Annotated in this window: 15 protein-coding genes and 1 riboswitch; of the genes, 8 read left to right on the forward strand and 7 right to left on the reverse strand. The window is 63.8% G+C overall.

Going from position 1 to position 15,808, the window contains the following annotated elements; translation table 11 throughout:
- Positions 1-12 precede the first annotated feature (12 nt).
- The 7 genes from M3O59_RS10195 to M3O59_RS10225 form a co-directional block, all read right to left on the reverse strand.
- Positions 13-339, reverse strand: a complete 327-nt coding sequence (locus M3O59_RS10195) for a DUF190 domain-containing protein (RefSeq protein WP_116905591.1) — start codon at positions 337-339, stop codon at positions 13-15.
- On the reverse strand, positions 336-743 hold the full coding sequence (crcB, locus tag M3O59_RS10200; RefSeq protein ID WP_116905592.1) for a fluoride efflux transporter CrcB: 408 nt from the start codon (positions 741-743) through the stop codon (positions 336-338). Before crcB ends, M3O59_RS10195 begins: the two co-directional genes overlap by 4 nt.
- Before the next feature lie 31 nt (positions 744-774).
- Positions 775-1,125 (reverse strand): hypothetical protein, encoded by a 351-nt coding sequence (locus tag M3O59_RS10205; RefSeq protein ID WP_116905593.1) that lies wholly within the window; start codon positions 1,123-1,125, stop codon positions 775-777.
- The gene (locus M3O59_RS10210) at positions 1,122-2,453 is read right to left on the reverse strand and encodes a voltage-gated chloride channel family protein (protein WP_064631300.1); all 1,332 of its coding nucleotides are present in this window, start codon (positions 2,451-2,453) and stop codon (positions 1,122-1,124) included. The genes M3O59_RS10205 and M3O59_RS10210 overlap by 4 nt, the downstream gene beginning before the upstream one ends.
- Before the next feature lie 86 nt (positions 2,454-2,539).
- Positions 2,540-2,615, reverse strand: a riboswitch (Fluoride riboswitch).
- Positions 2,616-2,776: 161 nt separating this feature from the next.
- Positions 2,777-3,982 (reverse strand): acetyl-CoA C-acyltransferase, encoded by a 1,206-nt coding sequence (locus tag M3O59_RS10215; RefSeq protein WP_116905594.1) that lies wholly within the window; start codon positions 3,980-3,982, stop codon positions 2,777-2,779.
- 139 nt (positions 3,983-4,121) lie between these two features.
- Positions 4,122-6,509 (reverse strand): 3-hydroxyacyl-CoA dehydrogenase/enoyl-CoA hydratase family protein, encoded by a 2,388-nt coding sequence (locus tag M3O59_RS10220; protein ID WP_064631304.1) that lies wholly within the window; start codon positions 6,507-6,509, stop codon positions 4,122-4,124.
- 24 nt (positions 6,510-6,533) lie between these two features.
- A complete protein-coding gene (locus M3O59_RS10225) occupies positions 6,534-7,166 on the reverse strand; it encodes a TetR/AcrR family transcriptional regulator (RefSeq protein ID WP_007963815.1) in 633 nt (210 codons plus the stop codon).
- A 218-nt stretch (positions 7,167-7,384) separates the two neighbouring features.
- On the opposite strand from M3O59_RS10225, the gene ndk reads away from it, so the two are divergent.
- The 8 genes from ndk (at position 7,385) to M3O59_RS10265 (ending at position 15,556) form a co-directional block, all read left to right on the forward strand.
- Positions 7,385-7,810, forward strand: coding sequence for a nucleoside-diphosphate kinase (gene ndk, locus M3O59_RS10230; RefSeq protein ID WP_002812972.1), 426 nt, complete (start codon positions 7,385-7,387; stop codon positions 7,808-7,810).
- 18 nt (positions 7,811-7,828) lie between these two features.
- Complete coding sequence (rlmN, locus tag M3O59_RS10235; protein WP_116905595.1) at positions 7,829-9,034, forward strand: 23S rRNA (adenine(2503)-C(2))-methyltransferase RlmN; 1,206 nt, start codon at positions 7,829-7,831, stop codon at positions 9,032-9,034.
- A gap of 10 nt (positions 9,035-9,044) precedes the next feature.
- Positions 9,045-9,827: a tetratricopeptide repeat protein gene (locus tag M3O59_RS10240; protein ID WP_116905596.1), complete on the forward strand. Its 783-nt coding sequence runs from the start codon at positions 9,045-9,047 to the stop codon at positions 9,825-9,827.
- Positions 9,824-10,684: a helix-turn-helix domain-containing protein gene (locus M3O59_RS10245; protein WP_116905597.1), complete on the forward strand. Its 861-nt coding sequence runs from the start codon at positions 9,824-9,826 to the stop codon at positions 10,682-10,684. Before M3O59_RS10240 ends, M3O59_RS10245 begins: the two co-directional genes overlap by 4 nt.
- A gap of 70 nt (positions 10,685-10,754) precedes the next feature.
- Positions 10,755-11,393 carry a YfgM family protein gene (locus M3O59_RS10250; RefSeq protein ID WP_249046975.1) on the forward strand — a complete coding sequence of 213 codons (639 nt, stop codon included), beginning with the start codon at positions 10,755-10,757 and terminating at the stop codon, positions 11,391-11,393.
- Positions 11,393-12,610 (forward strand): outer membrane protein assembly factor BamB, encoded by a 1,218-nt coding sequence (gene bamB / locus M3O59_RS10255; RefSeq protein ID WP_249054530.1) that lies wholly within the window; start codon positions 11,393-11,395, stop codon positions 12,608-12,610. The genes M3O59_RS10250 and bamB overlap by 1 nt, the downstream gene beginning before the upstream one ends.
- A gap of 10 nt (positions 12,611-12,620) precedes the next feature.
- On the forward strand, positions 12,621-14,018 hold the full coding sequence (gene der / locus M3O59_RS10260) for a ribosome biogenesis GTPase Der (protein ID WP_249045476.1): 1,398 nt from the start codon (positions 12,621-12,623) through the stop codon (positions 14,016-14,018).
- A 317-nt stretch (positions 14,019-14,335) separates the two neighbouring features.
- Positions 14,336-15,556, forward strand: a complete 1,221-nt coding sequence (locus M3O59_RS10265; RefSeq protein ID WP_249046977.1) for a molybdopterin molybdotransferase MoeA — start codon at positions 14,336-14,338, stop codon at positions 15,554-15,556.
- Positions 15,557-15,808: the final 252 nt, after the last annotated feature.

Here is a 15,808-nt window from a genome sequence, read left to right on the forward strand (position 1 = left end):
TCGAGGCGTGACTCAGCCGGGCGCCAACCTGCCGACCCGTCCGAATTCGACCGGTGTCTTCACGTAGGGCAGTGCGATGTCTTCATCGCCGATGCGCGCAAGCAACTGCTCGCAGGCCGAGGCGTCCGCGCAGATGATGATTGCCAGCGGCTGCTCGGCCAATTCGAAAAAGCCGGCCGAATGCAACAGACCTGCGTGTCCAAAGCCTTCCTGACCATTCACCAAGGTGCCGCTGCTGGCACCGCAGTCGCGTGCGGTTTCCAACAGCCAGTCGCACAGTGCTCCATGCCCATGACGGGAGCCCTGGCTGGTGAAAAATGTAAGTTGATATCCCTTCATCCAGCAATTCCCAATGATGACTTTCGCAACAGGCCAATGGTCAGCATGCCCAGCATGAGCAAGGCGAGCGAGCCGCCCACATGCAGGCCCAGCATGGCGGCCGACAGCCCAAGCCGTCCTTCGCGCAGCAGCGAAAACAACTCGGCGGTAAAGGTGGAGAACGTGGATAGCCCTCCGGCCAGGCCGGTAATCAGAAACAGGCGCCATAGCGGCGAAAGACCGGGGACGGTGCCGACGTAGGCGATGGTCGCACCCACCACATAAGCGGCCATGAGATTGGCCGCGAGCGTGCCGATCGGCACCGGGGGGAACAAGGCGTTTAGCGCCAGGCCCAGCCCGTAGCGGGACACCGCTCCCAGACTGGCGCCCAGGGAAATGGCGGCGATGGTATAGATCGGTGTCACGTGGTTTCTCCGGCGCGCGGTCTGCAGTGTGTCAGCGAATTTCGCATCGGCACAGCAGCACTGCACGCACGTCCCTTAATTCGTCGCGATGCGCCTCCAGAAAGCCGCGCAGGCGCGCCTGGTCGTCGATCAGTTCAAGGCACTGCGGGTGGCGCAGGTCGGCGAGCTCCGGATGATGATGGAACAGCCTTGCCTGGCCGGCAAGATAGCCCGAGTCCACATGCAGCAAGATGGCCTGCGCGATGCCGCTGCGTCTTGCGGCGCGTAGCAGGTGGTGCGCCAGCGCAGGAGCACCCAGCCGATGCCAGAACCGGCTGGGCCGGGCGCGGCTGCCGGCAGCGAAGTACAGGCGCAGTACGCCGGTGGGCGGTGGCATGCTCATTGCTGCTCCCCGCCGGCAGCACTGTCGGGCGCGCGTGCGATGGGCCGCCGCCGCGCGGGCAGGTCGGCAAGACGTATGGTTTCCTCCAGCCCTGCAATGTGCCGATGATGCTTGCCATTACCAATGCGCTGCGCGTGGTAGATCCCGGTATGGCCTGAAAACAGATAGGCCGTGATGCAGCCGAGTGCGGCAAGCGGTGCGATATCGGCACCGAACAGTTCGACCGCCATCAGCGTGGATGCAATCGGCGTGTTGGACGCCCCCGCAAACACTGCCACAAAACCGATCCCGGCCAACATCGGAAAGGGTAGATGCAGCAACGGCGCAAGCGCATTCCCCAGCGTGGCGCCGATGTAAAACAGGGGAGTAACCTCGCCGCCCTTGAAGCCGGTTCCCAGCGAAATTGCGGTAAAGCTGAGCTTGCCCAGGAAATCCCAAGGCGCGATAGGCGCGTGGAAGGCGCGCACGATCTCGGGAATTCCCAAGCCGATGTAGCGTTGCGTGCCCAGTCCCCACACCGCCAGTGCGATGACGCATCCGCCGAGCAGCGGGCGCAGCGGAGCGTAGCCGATGACGCGCTTGCTCAAGCTGCCTAGCCGATGGGTGACGGTGGCAAACAGCATTCCGACCAGGCCGAACAGCATGCCGGCGGCCATGACGGCCAGGACGCTGCCGATCCCGATCGGAACGATCTGACCAATTGGATAGTGGATGTGGTGGATGCCCCAGGCCAGACAGACCTGGTCGGCCACGATGGCCGCCACCGCGCAGGGCAGCAGTGCGTCGTAGCGCAATCGACCAATGGCCAGCACTTCTAGCCCGAAGATTGCACCGGCCAACGGCGTGCCGAACACCGAAGCGAAACCGGCGCTGATGCCGGCCATCAACAAGATGCGCCGGTCCTCGCGGCGCAGGCGCAGCAGGCGGGTGAGCTGATCGGCAAGTGCGGCACCCATCTGCACCGCGGTGCCTTCACGGCCAACCGATGCGCCGAACAAGTGGGAAACGACCGTGCCTCCCATCACCAGCGGCACCATACGCAGCGGCACCAGCTTCTTTGGGTCGTGGATCTCATCGATGATCAGGTTATTGCCTGCATCCACCTGCTTGCCCAGCAGGTGATACACCAGCCCGACTGCAAACCCGGCCAGCGGCAACAACCAGATCGCGCGGGGATGTGTCTGGCGCCAGTGGGTTGCCCAATCCAGTGCCCACAGGAAAAATGCCGAGGCGGTGCCGGCCAGCGCGGCCACGAGGCTGGCGATCACCAGCCATTTGGCAAGATGAGCGAGAAGGTCGAAGTGTTCGGGGTGGCGAAATCGTGACATGGCAGCCTGTCGTCTGGAGACATGAGGGCTGGCACGGCAAGGAGATGTGAGCAAGAACACGCCTACAATCCCTGGGCCGAGCCAGAGTTCTTGTAGGCGTCATCAGTAGCGATCGCTACGGTTGATGGAAAAGCACGGAGGAACGCCATCTCCGAGCGTGAAGACTAATCCCGGTCGGCAGCCCTGTCCAGAGACCGCCAGGGCATCGACTGTCACTTGCTCCGACTCTATTCATCCGCTTGGAAAACGTCCGGCGAGCACTCGCTCACCGGACGTTGTAGTGCACCCGAGCTGGCCTCCAGAGTGGCTCCGGGGTTGGGCTTTCACAGCGCTTCGATAATGCCCGCAGCGCCCATGCCGGTGCCGATGCACATGGTGACCATGCCGTACTTCTGCTGACGACGGCGCAGGCCATGCACCAACGTGGCCGCACGGATCGCGCCGGTCGCACCCAGGGGGTGACCGAGGGCAATCGCGCCGCCGAGCGGGTTGACCTTGGACGGATCCAGTTCGCTGTCGCGGATCACCGCCAATGCCTGGGCAGCAAAGGCTTCGTTGAGCTCGATCCAGTCGATCTGATCCTTGGTCAGGCCGGCTTGCTTGAGCGCCTTGGGAATCGCCGCGATCGGGCCGATGCCCATCACTTCGGGGCGCACGCCCGCCACCGAGAAGCTGACGAAACGCGCAAGCGGGGTGAGGTCGTAATCCTTGATCGCCTGCTCGGAGGCCAGCAGCACTGCACCGGCGCCGTCGCTCATCTGCGACGAATTGCCGGCGGTGACGCTGCCGCCGAACTGGCCGTTGCGGAACACCGGGCGCAGCTTGCCCAGACCTTCGAGCGAGCTATCCGGGCGTGGGCCTTCGTCGGTGTCGACCAGGCGCTTACGCAGCGCGATGACATTGCCTTGCAGGTCAGGCTGATGCGAGAGGATTTCGTACGGTGTGATCTCGTCGCGAAACTCGCCGGCGGCAATCGCGGCGATCGCCTTCTGATGCGAAGCCAGCGCGAACGCGTCCTGATCTTCGCGCGAGACCTTCCATTCTTCGGCGACCTTTTCGGCAGTGATGCCCATGCCATAGGCAATGGCCACGTGATCGTCGGCGAACACGCTCGGCGACATCGCGACTTTGTTGCCCATCATCGGCACCATCGACATGGACTCGGTGCCGCCGGCCAGCATCAGATCGGCATTGCCCAGACGGATCTGGTCGGCTGCCATCGCCACGGCCTGGATGCCGGACGAACAAAAACGGTTGATGGTCTGACCCGCCACAGTATTAGGCAGGCCCGCCAGCAGCACGCCGATGCGCGCCACGTTCATGCCTTGCTCGCCCTCGGGCATGGCGCAACCGATGATGGCATCGTCGATGCGCGACAGATCGATGCCCGGCGCCTGCGCCACCACCGCACGCAACACGTGCGCAAGCATGTCGTCGGGACGGGTATTGCGGAACACGCCCTTGGGCGCCTTGCCGACCGGCGTGCGGGTGGCGGCGACGATGTAGGCTTCTTGAATTTGTCTGGTCATTTGGGAAAGTCTCGAATGGCGGGAGTTTGCGGTTCGGGACCCGGGATCGGGAACCGGGGACCCGGGAAAGTCAAAAGCGCACACTGGCTGCTCTTGCTCTTCCGGGTCCCCGGTTCCCGGTCCCGGGGACCGGCTTCAATCAATTCCTCAACGGCTTACCCGTCTTGAGCATGTGCCCAATCCGTGCCTGGGTTTTTTCCTGCTGGGCCAGTTCGACGAAGTGCTTGCGCTCCAGTTTGAGCAGCCACTCTTCGTCCACCAGCGCGCCGCGATCCACTTCGCCGCCGCACATCACCGTGGCGATGCGGGTGGCGATCTCGTAGTCGTATTCGCTGATGAAACGGCCTTCCAGCATGTTGACCAGCAGCATCTTGAAGGTAGCAATGCCGACGTCGCCGGCGACCTGGATGCGGCGTGCCGGCAGCGGGGCGCGGTAGCCGCCTTCAGCCAGTGCGCGCGCTTCGGCCTTGGCGATGTGCAGCGCTTCGTAGCTGTTGAAGACGACCTTGTCGGTGCCGCGCAGCAGGCCCAGTTCCTGGGCATTGACCGCCGAGTTGGAGACCTTGGCCATCGCGATGGTTTCGAAGGTCTTCTTCAGTTCGGCAAACACGTCGCCGCCCGGACCTGCGGCCTGCGAAGCGCGCACCGCGATTTCCTTCAGGCCACCACCGGCCGGCAGCAGGCCGACGCCGGCTTCGACCAGACCGATATAGCTTTCCAGCGATGCGACGGTCTTGGCGCTATGCATCTGGAACTCGCAGCCGCCGCCCAGTGCCAGGCCGCGCACCGCTGAAATCACCGGTACCTGCGCGTACTTGATGCGCTGGCTGGTGGCCTGGAAATTGGCGACCAAGGCTTCGAACGCATCCACCTTGCCGGCCTGCAGTAGGCCAAGCGCGCCGGCCAGGTCCGCACCCGCAGAGAAGGGCTCCTTCTGCTGCCAGATCACCAACCCGGCGAAGTCCTTCTCGGCACGGCCAACCACTTCCTGCAAGCCGTTGAGCACGTGGTCGGACACGGTATTCATCTTGGTCTTGAAGCTGACCACCGCGATGTCGTCGCCGTCGTGCCACATGCGCACGCCGTCGTTTTCAAACACGGTTTCGCCCGGCGAGAACTGCTCGCCCAGCAGCGGGTCGGGGAAGCGCTGGCGCTTGTAGACCGGCAGCGCCGAACGCGGCAGCTTGGCATCGCGCGCCGGGCTGTACGAGCCTTCTGCGGCATGCACGCCGTCGCGGCCATCGAACACCCAGTTCGGCAATGGCGCGCTGCTCATGCTCTTGCCGCTGGAAATGTCTTCGGCAATCCACTGCGCCACCTGCTTCCAGCCGGCGGCCTGCCAGGTCTCGAACGGGCCGAGCGACCAGCCGTAGCCCCAGCGGATCGCCAGATCCACGTCGCGCGCGGTTTCTGCAATGTCGGCCAGATGGAAGGCGCTGTAGTGGAACAGGTCGCGGAAGGTGGCCCACAGGAACTGCGCCTGCGGGTGCTGGCTTTCGCGCAGCTTGGCGAACTTTTCGGCCGGGTTCTTGATCTTGAGGATCTCGACCACTTCCGGTGCGGCAGTGCGATCAGCGGCGCGGTAATCCTGCTTCTGCAGGTCCAGTACCACGATGTCCTTGCCGACCTTGCGGAAGATGCCGGCGCCGACCTTCTGGCCAAGCGCGCCCTTGGCGATCAACGCGTCAAGCCACTTCGGCGAGGTGAAATACTGGTGCCACGGGTCGTCCGGCAAGGTGTCGCCCATGGTCTTGATCACGTGCGCCATGGTGTCCAGGCCCACCACATCCGAGGTGCGGTAGGTCGCCGACTTGGGGCGGCCGACCAGCGGACCGGTCAGCGCGTCGACTTCATCGAAGCCCAGGCCGAATTCCTGCGTGTGGTGGATGGTGGACAGAATCGAGAACACGCCGATGCGGTTGCCGATGAAGTTCGGGGTGTCCTTGGCATACACCACACCCTTGCCGAGCGTGGTCACCAGGAACGCTTCCAGGCCTTCCAGCACGGCCTTGTCGGTGCCCTTGGCCGGAATCAGCTCGGCCAGGTGCATGTAGCGCGGTGGGTTGAAGAAGTGCACGCCGCAGAAGCGGTGGCGCAGCTGCTCGGGCAGCACGTCGGACAGTTTGTTGATACCCAGACCAGAGGTGTTGGAGGCCAGTACCGCATGCTCGGCCACGAACGGCGCGATCTTCTTGTACAGGTCCTGCTTCCAGTCCATGCGCTCGGCGATCGCTTCGATGATCAGATCGCAATCGCGCAGCTGTTCCAGACCCTTGCTGTCATCGGGCGTGCCGTAGTTGGCCGGTGTAATCGCTTCGGCCAGCGCCTTGCTGGCGAGCGGGGCAGGGCTCAACTTGCCGAGATTGGCGATGGCCTTGAGCACGACGCCGTCGGCCGGACCTTCCTTGGCAGGCAGGTCGAACAGCACGGTGTCGACACCGGCATTGGTGAGGTGCGCGGCGATCTGCGCGCCCATGACGCCGGCACCAAGCACGGCGGCACGACGGACTAGCAACGGATTGGACATAGCAATAAGCCTCTTGTGGAACGTTTACGGTGTGGAATGAGCACGGAAACCGGGTTCCGCGAAACGAATCAGTTCGCGCGCAGCCCGCGCGCGATGGTCGGCCTCGCTAACGCCCGCCGGGCGCTTGATGAGGCCGAAATCGGCCATGGCATAGGTGAGCGCACCGGCCAGGAAATCCAGTCGCCAGTAAAGCTCTTCCTTGCTTAGTCCCGGCACGCAGCCGGCGATGGCCTTGCCGAACTCGCGCAGCACATGGCCGTAATGGTCGGATAGGAACTTGCGCAGGTTGTCGTTCTTTTCCGCGTAGGCGCGGGCGATCACGCGCACGAACGCACCGCCGTTCTGGCGGTCCTGCGCCATCGCCAATGCGGGCTCGACAAAGGCCGCAAGCACGGCGGTGAGCTCGCCGGGCTGGGACTTCTTTGCCGCCTCCAGTTGCTGCAGCCGTGCGGCGGTCATCTCGTCCATGCGGCGGCGGAATACCTCGTTGACCAGGTTTTCCTTGGACCCGAAGTGGTAATTGACCGCCGCGATATTCACGTCGGCCTGAGTGGTGAGCTGGCGCAGCGAGGTGCCGGCGAACCCGTGCTGGGCGAACAGCTCCTCGGCCGCACCGAGAATGCGGTCCTTGGTGGAGAAGTGGGCGGGCTTGGGCATGCGCTGGGGTCGGACTCAATCAAACGATTGTTTGAGTCTACGGGCTTGGTTGCACGCAGGTCATGCGGCAATGCAGCACGATTTAGGGGGCGCTGTGCAAACGAATGGGCGACACGATAGAATTGACCATCGCAAAGAAGCCTAAGCCCGCGTTTTGACGCGGGTTTTTTTCATGATAACCTCGAGCCTTCAGTGGCTCGCCCAACGGAGATCTTCCCATGGCGCTGGAGCGCACCCTGTCCATCATCAAGCCCGATGCCGTCGCCAAGAACGTCATCGGCGAAATCTATAGCCGTTTCGAGAAGGCTGGCCTGAAGGTTGTGGCTGCCAAGTACAAGCAGCTGTCGCGTCGCGAAGCCGAAGGCTTCTACGCCGTGCACCGCGAGCGTCCGTTTTTCAATGCGTTGGTCGAGTTCATGATCTCCGGCCCGGTGATGATCCAGGCGCTGGAAGGAGAAAACGCCGTCGCCGCACACCGTGACCTGCTGGGCGCGACCAATCCCAAGGACGCTGCGCCGGGCACCATCCGCGCCGACTTCGCCGATTCGATCGATGCCAATGCCGCTCACGGCTCGGACTCGGTCGAGAACGCTGCCAACGAAGTCGCGTATTTCTTTGCCGCCACCGAAGTGGTCTCGCGCTGAGGCCGAGAGAGTCGAATCGTGAATGAGGTCGTGATCCCCTCCGTGTTGCAGGACGTGCCCGTCCTTACCCCGGAACTGCGCAAGCAGAACCTGCTCGACCTCGACCGCGAGGGACTGGAGCGCTTCTTCGCCGACACGCTCGGCGAAGCGCGCTACCGTGCCCATCAGGTGATGAAGTGGATTCACCATCGCTACGTCACCGATTTCGACCAGATGACCGACCTCGGCAAGGCGTTGCGTGCGAAGTTGCACCAGCATGCCGAGGTCCTCGTCCCGAACGTCGTGTTCGACAAGCCTTCTACCGACGGCACCCACAAATGGCTGCTGGCCATGGGTACCGACGGCAAGAACGCCATCGAAACCGTGTACATCCCCGACAAGGGCCGCGGCACGCTGTGCGTGTCCTCCCAGGTTGGCTGCGGCTTGAACTGCACGTTCTGTTCGACCGCCACCCAGGGCTTCAACCGCAACCTCACCACCGCCGAAATCGTCGGCCAGTTGTGGGTCGCGGCGCGCCATCTGGGCAACGTGCCGCACCAGCAGCGCCGGCTCACCAATGTGGTGATGATGGGCATGGGCGAGCCGTTGATGAATTTCGACAACGTCGTGCGCGCGATGAGCGTGATGCGCGATGACCTTGGCTACGGCCTGGCCAGCAAGCGGGTGACGCTGTCGACCTCCGGCCTGGTGCCGATGATCGACCGGCTCTCCACCGAAAGCGATGTGTCGCTGGCGGTCTCGCTGCACGCGGCCAACGACGCGCTGCGCGAGAGCCTGGTGCCATTGAACAAGAAATACCCCATCGCCGAGCTGATGGAGTCGTGCGTCCGCTACCTGCGCGGCAGCAAGAAGCGCGATTCGGTGACCTTCGAATACACCTTGATGAAGGGCATCAACGACCAACCGGAGCACGCGCGCCAGTTGGCCAGGCTGATGCGTCAGTTCGACAATGCGGTGCAATCCAAGGACGCCGGCAAGGTCAACCTGATTCCGTTCAACCCGTTCCCTGGTACGCGCTACGAGCGCTCGGGCGAGACGGAGATTCGCGCATTCCAGAAGATCCTGCTCGATGCGCAGGTGCTGACGATGGTTCGCCGCACCCGTGGCGACGACATCGACGCGGCATGCGGGCAGTTAAAAGGACAGGTCATGGACCGTACCCGTCGCCAGGCGGACTTCCGCCGTACATTGGAAGGGCAGGCTGATCGAGATGCGGCAGCGTAATATCTCGTTAATGGTGGTCGTGGCGATTGCGCTGAGCGTGGCCGGCTGCGGTGGTCGCAATGCCAAGCCGGGCAAGATCAAGAGCGTGGAGCAGGTTGCCCCAAGTTACGATTTTCGCGACAGCGTAGCGACGCAGAATCGCATTGCGCTGGAGCAAAGACTTGGGCTTGCGAATAATCGCCTGCAAAGTGGTGATTACGCCGGAGCGGAGCAGCAGGTGCGAGAAGTCTTGAAGAAGACCCCTAATTCGGTCGATGCGCTGATGTTCCTGGGGGTGATTCAGCAGGGCCAGGGAAATCCGGCAGCTGGCGAAACCTATCGCCGCACAACCGAGCTCGCGCCCCAGCGTGGTGACGTTTTAAACAACTACGGCGCATGGCTTTGCGCAAATGGTCAGACGGCCGAGTCGTTGGCCTGGTTCGACCGTGCACTGCAGGATCAGGGTTATGCGCCGGCGTCGGCGCTCGCCAACGCGGGTGGATGTGCGTTGCAGGCAGGTCAATCAGAGCGAGCAGAGCGTGATCTGCGTAAGGCACTGGAATTGGAGCCTGCCAACGCCTACGCACTCGAATCAAAAGCGCGCCTGGAAGCGGCTCAAAAGAGCTTTTTCGAAGCCCGCGCGTTTATCGAACGTCGCCTTTCGGCTGCACCGGCAACGGCTTCCGTGTTACAACTCGCCATTCAGATTGAGCAAGGGCTAGGCGACAAGGTAGCTGCCGGCCGTTACCAACAGCGGTTGGTCAAGGAATTTCCTGACGCAGCGACCGCTAACCCCGGGGCCAATGCATTGTGATCAGTGATTCCAATCCGAACCTTTTCGAGCAGGAAAAGGGCTGCGGGCAGCACTTGCGCGAAGCGCGCGAGGCGGCAGGTCTGAGCGTGGACGACGTGGCCGGTAAGCTGCGCATGCCGGGGCACGTGGTGCGCTCCTTGGAGCAGGAGGACTGGCAGCGTCTGGGCGCGCCGGTGTTCGTGCGTGGCCAGTTGCGCAGCTACGCGCGCTTGCTGCAGGTCGACCTGGAGCCGCTGTTGCAGCGGGCGACCATCGCACCGATCGAACCGGTCAAGCTGGTCAGTCACACGCACACCCCGCGTGCGCGGCGCATTCTCGAAAGCACGGCGCGCAAGGCCATGTACGTGGTGATCACCGGCGTGTTCGCAGTGCCGGTCTGGTACGCGACGCGCTCGCATCTGGATGGCAAGGCGCCAAGTACGGTGTCGTTGGATAGCATGCCTGAGGCTGCAAAAACCGGCACACCAGGCAATCCTGCAGCGCAGCCGGTCGCCGCGCCACGCGAGCAGCCGGCGCCGTACATCGCGTCGATGACCCCGGTGCCGCGCGCCACGTCCGATGCCGAGGCGCCTGCAACGGCGGCCGCCGCGGGTGGCAGCTTGTCGTTGAGTTTCAGTGGCGACAGCTGGGTGCAGATCCTGGCACCGGATGGCAGTGCAGTGGAAAAAGCGCTGATCCGCGCCGGCGAGCATCGCAGCTATTTGCCGGGCCAGGTGGGCCGCATCGTGTTGGGTAATGCCTCGGCGGTACAGGTTCAGCAAGGCGGCAGTATCGTCGATGTGAAACCGTTCCAGCGCGCTAATGTGGCCCGTTTTGCGGTATCCTCCGACGGCTCCGTGGTGCCGGCTTCCGAGTGAGGCGGACTGCGGTTTTTCATTTATCCCTTTTGATGTTCCGTGCCTCCGGGATGACGGAGCGAGAGTACGCATGGCGATCGACGATCTGCTGGACGAACACGAACAAGGCGAACGCGTTCGTTCCTGGTTGAGAAAGAATGGCGCGGGATTGGTGGGCGGCGTCCTGTTCGGACTGACGCTGATCCTGGGCTGGCAGTGGTGGCAAAAGCGCACCAATACCGAATTGGTCGAGGCCAACACCCGCTACGAAGCGGTGGTGAAGTCGATCCAGGCCAAAGACCTGGACAAGGTGGCCAAGGACATCGTGGCGCTCGACGACGGCAAGGGCGGCATCTACGCCGAATTGGCTGCGCTGCGTCTGGCCAAGGCCCAGGTGGATGCCGGCAAGAACGCCGAGGCGATCAAGACGCTGCGCGATGTGCCGGCCGAAGGCGAACTCAAGCAGATCGTGCAGCAGCGCCTGGCGCGCGTGCTGACCGAAAGCGGCAAGCCGGACGAGGCGATCAAGCTGCTGGCCGATGCGCAGGACCACGCCAGCCTGGAGATCCGCGCCGATGCGCTGGTTGCGCAGGGCAAGCCGGATGAAGCGCGTGCGCTGTACACCAAGGCCCTGACCACGGTGGATGTGGCCTCGCCGCAGCGCCGGTTGCTGGAAACCAAGCTGATGGATGTGGGCGGCAAGGTGCCCGATCCGGCGGAGCAGATTTGATGAAGCAGGTTGATATGTATAAGCGCGTTGCGTTGATTGTGGTGATGGGCCTGACGCTGGCTGGCTGCAGCACCGTCAAGGGCTGGTTTGCCGGGAAGGATGCGGCTGCCAAGAAGGCGCAGGAACCCGCAGAGCTGGTCAAGCTCGAGCCGTCGGTCAAGGTCGACAAGATCTGGTCCACCGGCGTGGGCAAGGGTGAAGGGCATATCGGCGTACGTCAGCGCCCGGCCGTGGCCGATGGCAAGGTGTATGCGGCGGCCATCACCGGCGGCGTGCAGGCGCTGGACCTGCAGACCGGCAAGCGTGTGTGGGAGTACAAGCCCGAGAAAGAAGAGCGCAACGACCGCAAGTTCAAGCAGCGTCTGTCCGGTGGTCCGGGTGTTGGCGAAGGCCTGGTGGTGATCGGAACGCTGTCTGGCGGCGTGATTGCATTGAACCAGGCCGATGGCACCGAGAAGTGGCGCGCCAAGGTGCCCAACGAAGTGATTGCCGCACCTGCCATTGCACAGAACCTGGTGCTGGTGCGCAGCAACGACGGCCGTGTCACTGCGTTCGATGCGGCAACCGGCGAGCGCCGCTGGTTCCATGCCGAAGAAGGCCCGACGCTGTCGGTGCGCGGTAATGCACCAATCGTGACCGGCCCGGGTGTGGTGTTCGTCGGCAACGACAGCGGCACCTTGAGCGCGCTGGCGCTGCAGGATGGCCGCCCGTTGTGGGAGCAGGCCATCGGCGTACCGGAAGGTCGTACCGAGCTGGAGCGCATGTCCGACGTGGACGGCGCACCGGTGCTGGATGGCACCACGCTGTACGCCACCAGCTTCAAGAACGAAACCCTGGCGCTGGAAGGTCCGAGCGGCCGCCCGCTGTGGACGCGCGATCACGGCGGCGCCGGTGGCGTCGGTGTGTCGTCGGCCGTGGTGGTGGTGTCCGACAACGCCGGTTCGGTGTGGGGCCTGGACAAGAGCAGCGGTGCGGCGATGTGGTCGCAGGCTGCCTTGGCACGTCGCTCGCTGACCGGTGTGGCCATCCAGGGCGATTACGCCGTGGTCGGCGACTACAAGGGCTACCTGCACTGGCTGAAACTCAGCGACGGTGCACTGGCCGCGCGCGCTCGCGCCGGACGCGATACGCTGCTGGCGCAGCCGCAGGTCGTCGATGGCATCCTGCTGGTACAAAACACCGACGGCGATCTCACCGCCTTCCGGTTGGCACAATAAGGACCTTGCGATGCTGCCCCTGGTCGCCCTGGTTGGACGGCCCAATGTCGGCAAGTCCACCATCTTCAATGCGCTGACGCGCACCCGCGACGCGCTGGTCCACGACCAGCCCGGCGTTACCCGCGACCGTAACTACGGCGTCTGCCGGCTGGACGAGCAGCAACCCTTCATTGTCGTCGATACCGGTGGTATCGCCGGCGACGAGGAAGGCCTGGCCGGCGCCACTGCGCGTCAGGCACGCGCTGCCGCTGGCGAAGCGGATCTGGTGTTGTTCGTGGTCGATGGGCGCGAAGGTGCGTCCTCGCTCGATGACGAAATCCTGGCCTGGCTGCGCAAGCTGGCACGGCCGACCGTGCTGGTCATCAACAAGATCGACGGCACCGACGAAGAGACCGTGCGCTCGGAATTTGCGCGTTATGGTTTCTCCGACGTGGTGGCGTTGTCTGCTGCGCATCGGCAGGGCATCGACGAACTGCTGGAGGAAGTCGGTGCGCGATTGCCCGAGGAAGGGTCCGGCGAGTTGCTGGATAACGACCCGGCACGCGTGCGGATCGCCTTCGTGGGCCGCCCGAACGTAGGCAAGTCGACATTGGTCAATCGCCTGTTGGGCGAAGAGCGCATGATCGCCTCCGAGGTGCCCGGCACCACCCGCGATTCGATCGCGGTGGATCTGGAGCGCGACAATCGCCAGTACCGCCTGATCGATACCGCCGGCCTGCGCCGTCGCGGCAAGGTGGAAGAGGCGGTCGAGAAGTTCAGTGCGTTCAAGACGCTGCAGGCGATCGAGCAGTGCCAGGTGGCGGTGCTGATGCTGGACGCCACCGAAGGCGTGACCGATCAGGATGCGACGATTCTCGGTGCGATCCTAGATGCTGGCCGTGCCCTGGTCGTTGCGATCAACAAGTGGGACGGGCAAAGCGATTACCAGCGCGCGCAGGCCGAAGATCTGCTGTCGCGCAAGCTCGGTTTCGTCAGCTGGGCGGAGGCGGTGCGGATCTCTGCATTGCATGGCTCGGGCATGCGCGAGCTGTTCCAGGCGATTCACCGCGCGCACGCGTCGGCAACGCATGAGTTCAGCACCAGCGAAGTGAACCAGGCGCTGGAAATTGCCTACGAGACCAATCCGCCTCCGAGCATTCGTGGCCATGTCTCCAAGCTGCGCTACGTGCATCCGGGCGGGGCGAATCCGCCGACTTTCATTGTGCATGGCACGCGCCTGAAGGTGCTGCCGGAGTCGTACAAGCGCTACCTGGAAAACTTCTTCCGCAAGCGCTTCAAGCTGGTTGGCACGCCGGTGCGTTTTATTTTCCGCGAGGGTGCCAACCCCTACGAAGGTAAGAAGAACACGTTGACCGACCGTCAGGTCGCACGCAAGCGGCGCCTGATACGGCACGTTAAAGGGAAGTAGGTGCATCCAGGCCGCCCGACACGCAATGTTTCAGGCGGTAGTGGAAGCCCGTTGGTCTGTCGAGCTGTGAGTTGCAGATCGCTCTGTGTAGGGCGCGGCAACCAACGCTCTGAACGATGTTCGTGAGCTTTCGACCAACGGCTGACGCAATCTCCACCACGTTGACGCGCCTGTTTCCAGGCATTGGCAACCGTCGTGCTCGGCCGAAATCTTGAGTTCGCGCGCAATGGCGCGCGTTGTTCGAACGCGCATGCTGCTTCAATCGCCGATGATGCGGCGGTCATTCGCGGTAGCGGTGCGCTGGTATCCTGCGCGTCATGACCGACTATCCTTCCCGCATCCCCTACGCGCAGGCGCTGCAAATTCTGCGTGCTGTCGCGGCCAGCAACCGCTTGCCCGATGAAAACATTGCCACCTCGCGTGCCGATGGGCGGATCTCTGCCGGCGATCTGATTGCACCGCTGGCACTGCCTCCATTTGCCAATAGCGCGATGGATGGCTTTGCGCTGCGGCATGCCGATGTTGCTGCGGGCGATGCGTCGTTGCAGCTGGTTGGCGAACAGTTTGCCGGCGAGCGTTGGACTGGAACGTTAAGCGCCGGGCAATGCCTGCGCATCACCACCGGCGCGCCGCTGCCCGATGGCGCCGACACCGTGATCCCGAAGGAAGATGCCGACGAGCGCGATGGCGTGGTGCGCTTCCGCACGAAGCCTGCGTTGGGCGCGGCGGTGCGCTTGGCTGGCAGCGATGTGCGCGCGGGCGATCTGTTGATACAGACCGGGCAGGTGCTGACGCCGGCGCGTATCGGGCTGGCTGCTGCGTTGGGTGTGTCGCGCCTTGCGGTGGCGCCACGGCCGACCATCGCGGTGCTGGCCACCGGCGATGAGTTGGTCGAGCCGGGCATGCCGCTCGGGCCGGGCCAGATCTACAACAGCAACCGCGACATGCTGATGGCGCAGCTGCGGGCGCTGGGCTACGCGCCAACCGCCTGGCCGACCTTGCCGGACGATCCGCAGCGCATCCGTACGGTGCTGGAAGATGCGGCGGCTGCGTTCGATGTGGTGATCACCTGCGGCGGCGTCTCGGCCGGCGAAAAGGATTATCTGCCGCGGCTGATCGATGAGCTGGGCCGCATCCATTTCTGGCGCGTGCGCATGCGCCCGGGCATGCCGGCGGTGCTGGGGCAGATTGGCCGCTGCCTGGTGCTGGGCCTGCCGGGCAACCCGGTGTCGGTGCTGGCAACGCTGATCGCCTACGGGGTGCCGTTACTGGATGGATTGCAGGGGCGCAGCGAGCCGCGCCCGGTCTGGCATGCAGCGTTGGCAAGCCCATGGGAAAAGCGCCATGAACGCCTGGAGTTCCTGCGCGGACGGCTGGAGTGCGGCGAAGACGGACGGCTGATTGCGCTGCCGCACCGCGGCGACGCTTCGCACTTGTTGCGTGGCGCGGCCGATAGCAATGCGTTGATCGTATTGCCCGAGCAGGCGCGGCGTTTTGAGGCTGGCGAGATCGTGCGGGTGATTCCTTACGCGTTGTGAGCGCTTGATGGATCGATGCTGCCCGGCAAGGTAGTGCGTTGTTGGAAGGATGATGGAAAGCGCACAGCAGGCGACGCGCTTGGCGCCAAACTTGAATGAGTAGAGTGCGCATTCCACTGGCTTGCGCATAGGTGTCGTGGCGTTGAAGCTGAAGCCTTGAACAGCCACAGCGAGTCGCTCCATAGCCTCTCTCCCTGCGGGAGAGGGGTTGGGGTGAGGGTACGTACGCCGGAAGACAGCCATTTGTGCTGC

Origin of the sequence: Xanthomonas nasturtii, from assembly GCF_023337365.3 — a bacterium.
GTDB classification, from domain to species: domain Bacteria; phylum Pseudomonadota; class Gammaproteobacteria; order Xanthomonadales; family Xanthomonadaceae; genus Xanthomonas; species Xanthomonas nasturtii.

Bases quoted from the DNA above. Each gene is read 5' to 3' on its own strand.
- ndk (WP_002812972.1), top strand. From the start codon at position 7,385: ATGGCGCTGGAGCGCACCCTGTCCATCATCAAGCCCGATGCCGTCGCC.
- M3O59_RS10195 (WP_116905591.1), bottom strand. From the start codon at position 339: ATGAAGGGATATCAACTTACATTTTTCACCAGCCAGGGCTCCCGTCAT.
- M3O59_RS10205 (WP_116905593.1), bottom strand. From the start codon at position 1,125: ATGAGCATGCCACCGCCCACCGGCGTACTGCGCCTGTACTTCGCTGCC.
- M3O59_RS10240 (WP_116905596.1), top strand. From the start codon at position 9,045: ATGGTGGTCGTGGCGATTGCGCTGAGCGTGGCCGGCTGCGGTGGTCGC.
- M3O59_RS10225 (WP_007963815.1), bottom strand. From the start codon at position 7,166: ATGCCCAAGCCCGCCCACTTCTCCACCAAGGACCGCATTCTCGGTGCG.
- M3O59_RS10220 (WP_064631304.1), bottom strand. From the start codon at position 6,509: ATGTCCAATCCGTTGCTAGTCCGTCGTGCCGCCGTGCTTGGTGCCGGC.
- M3O59_RS10250 (WP_249046975.1), top strand. From the start codon at position 10,755: ATGGCGATCGACGATCTGCTGGACGAACACGAACAAGGCGAACGCGTT.
- M3O59_RS10215 (WP_116905594.1), bottom strand. From the start codon at position 3,982: ATGACCAGACAAATTCAAGAAGCCTACATCGTCGCCGCCACCCGCACG.
- M3O59_RS10210 (WP_064631300.1), bottom strand. From the start codon at position 2,453: ATGTCACGATTTCGCCACCCCGAACACTTCGACCTTCTCGCTCATCTT.
- bamB (WP_249054530.1), top strand. From the start codon at position 11,393: ATGAAGCAGGTTGATATGTATAAGCGCGTTGCGTTGATTGTGGTGATG.
- M3O59_RS10265 (WP_249046977.1), top strand. From the start codon at position 14,336: ATGACCGACTATCCTTCCCGCATCCCCTACGCGCAGGCGCTGCAAATT.
- der (WP_249045476.1), top strand. From the start codon at position 12,621: ATGCTGCCCCTGGTCGCCCTGGTTGGACGGCCCAATGTCGGCAAGTCC.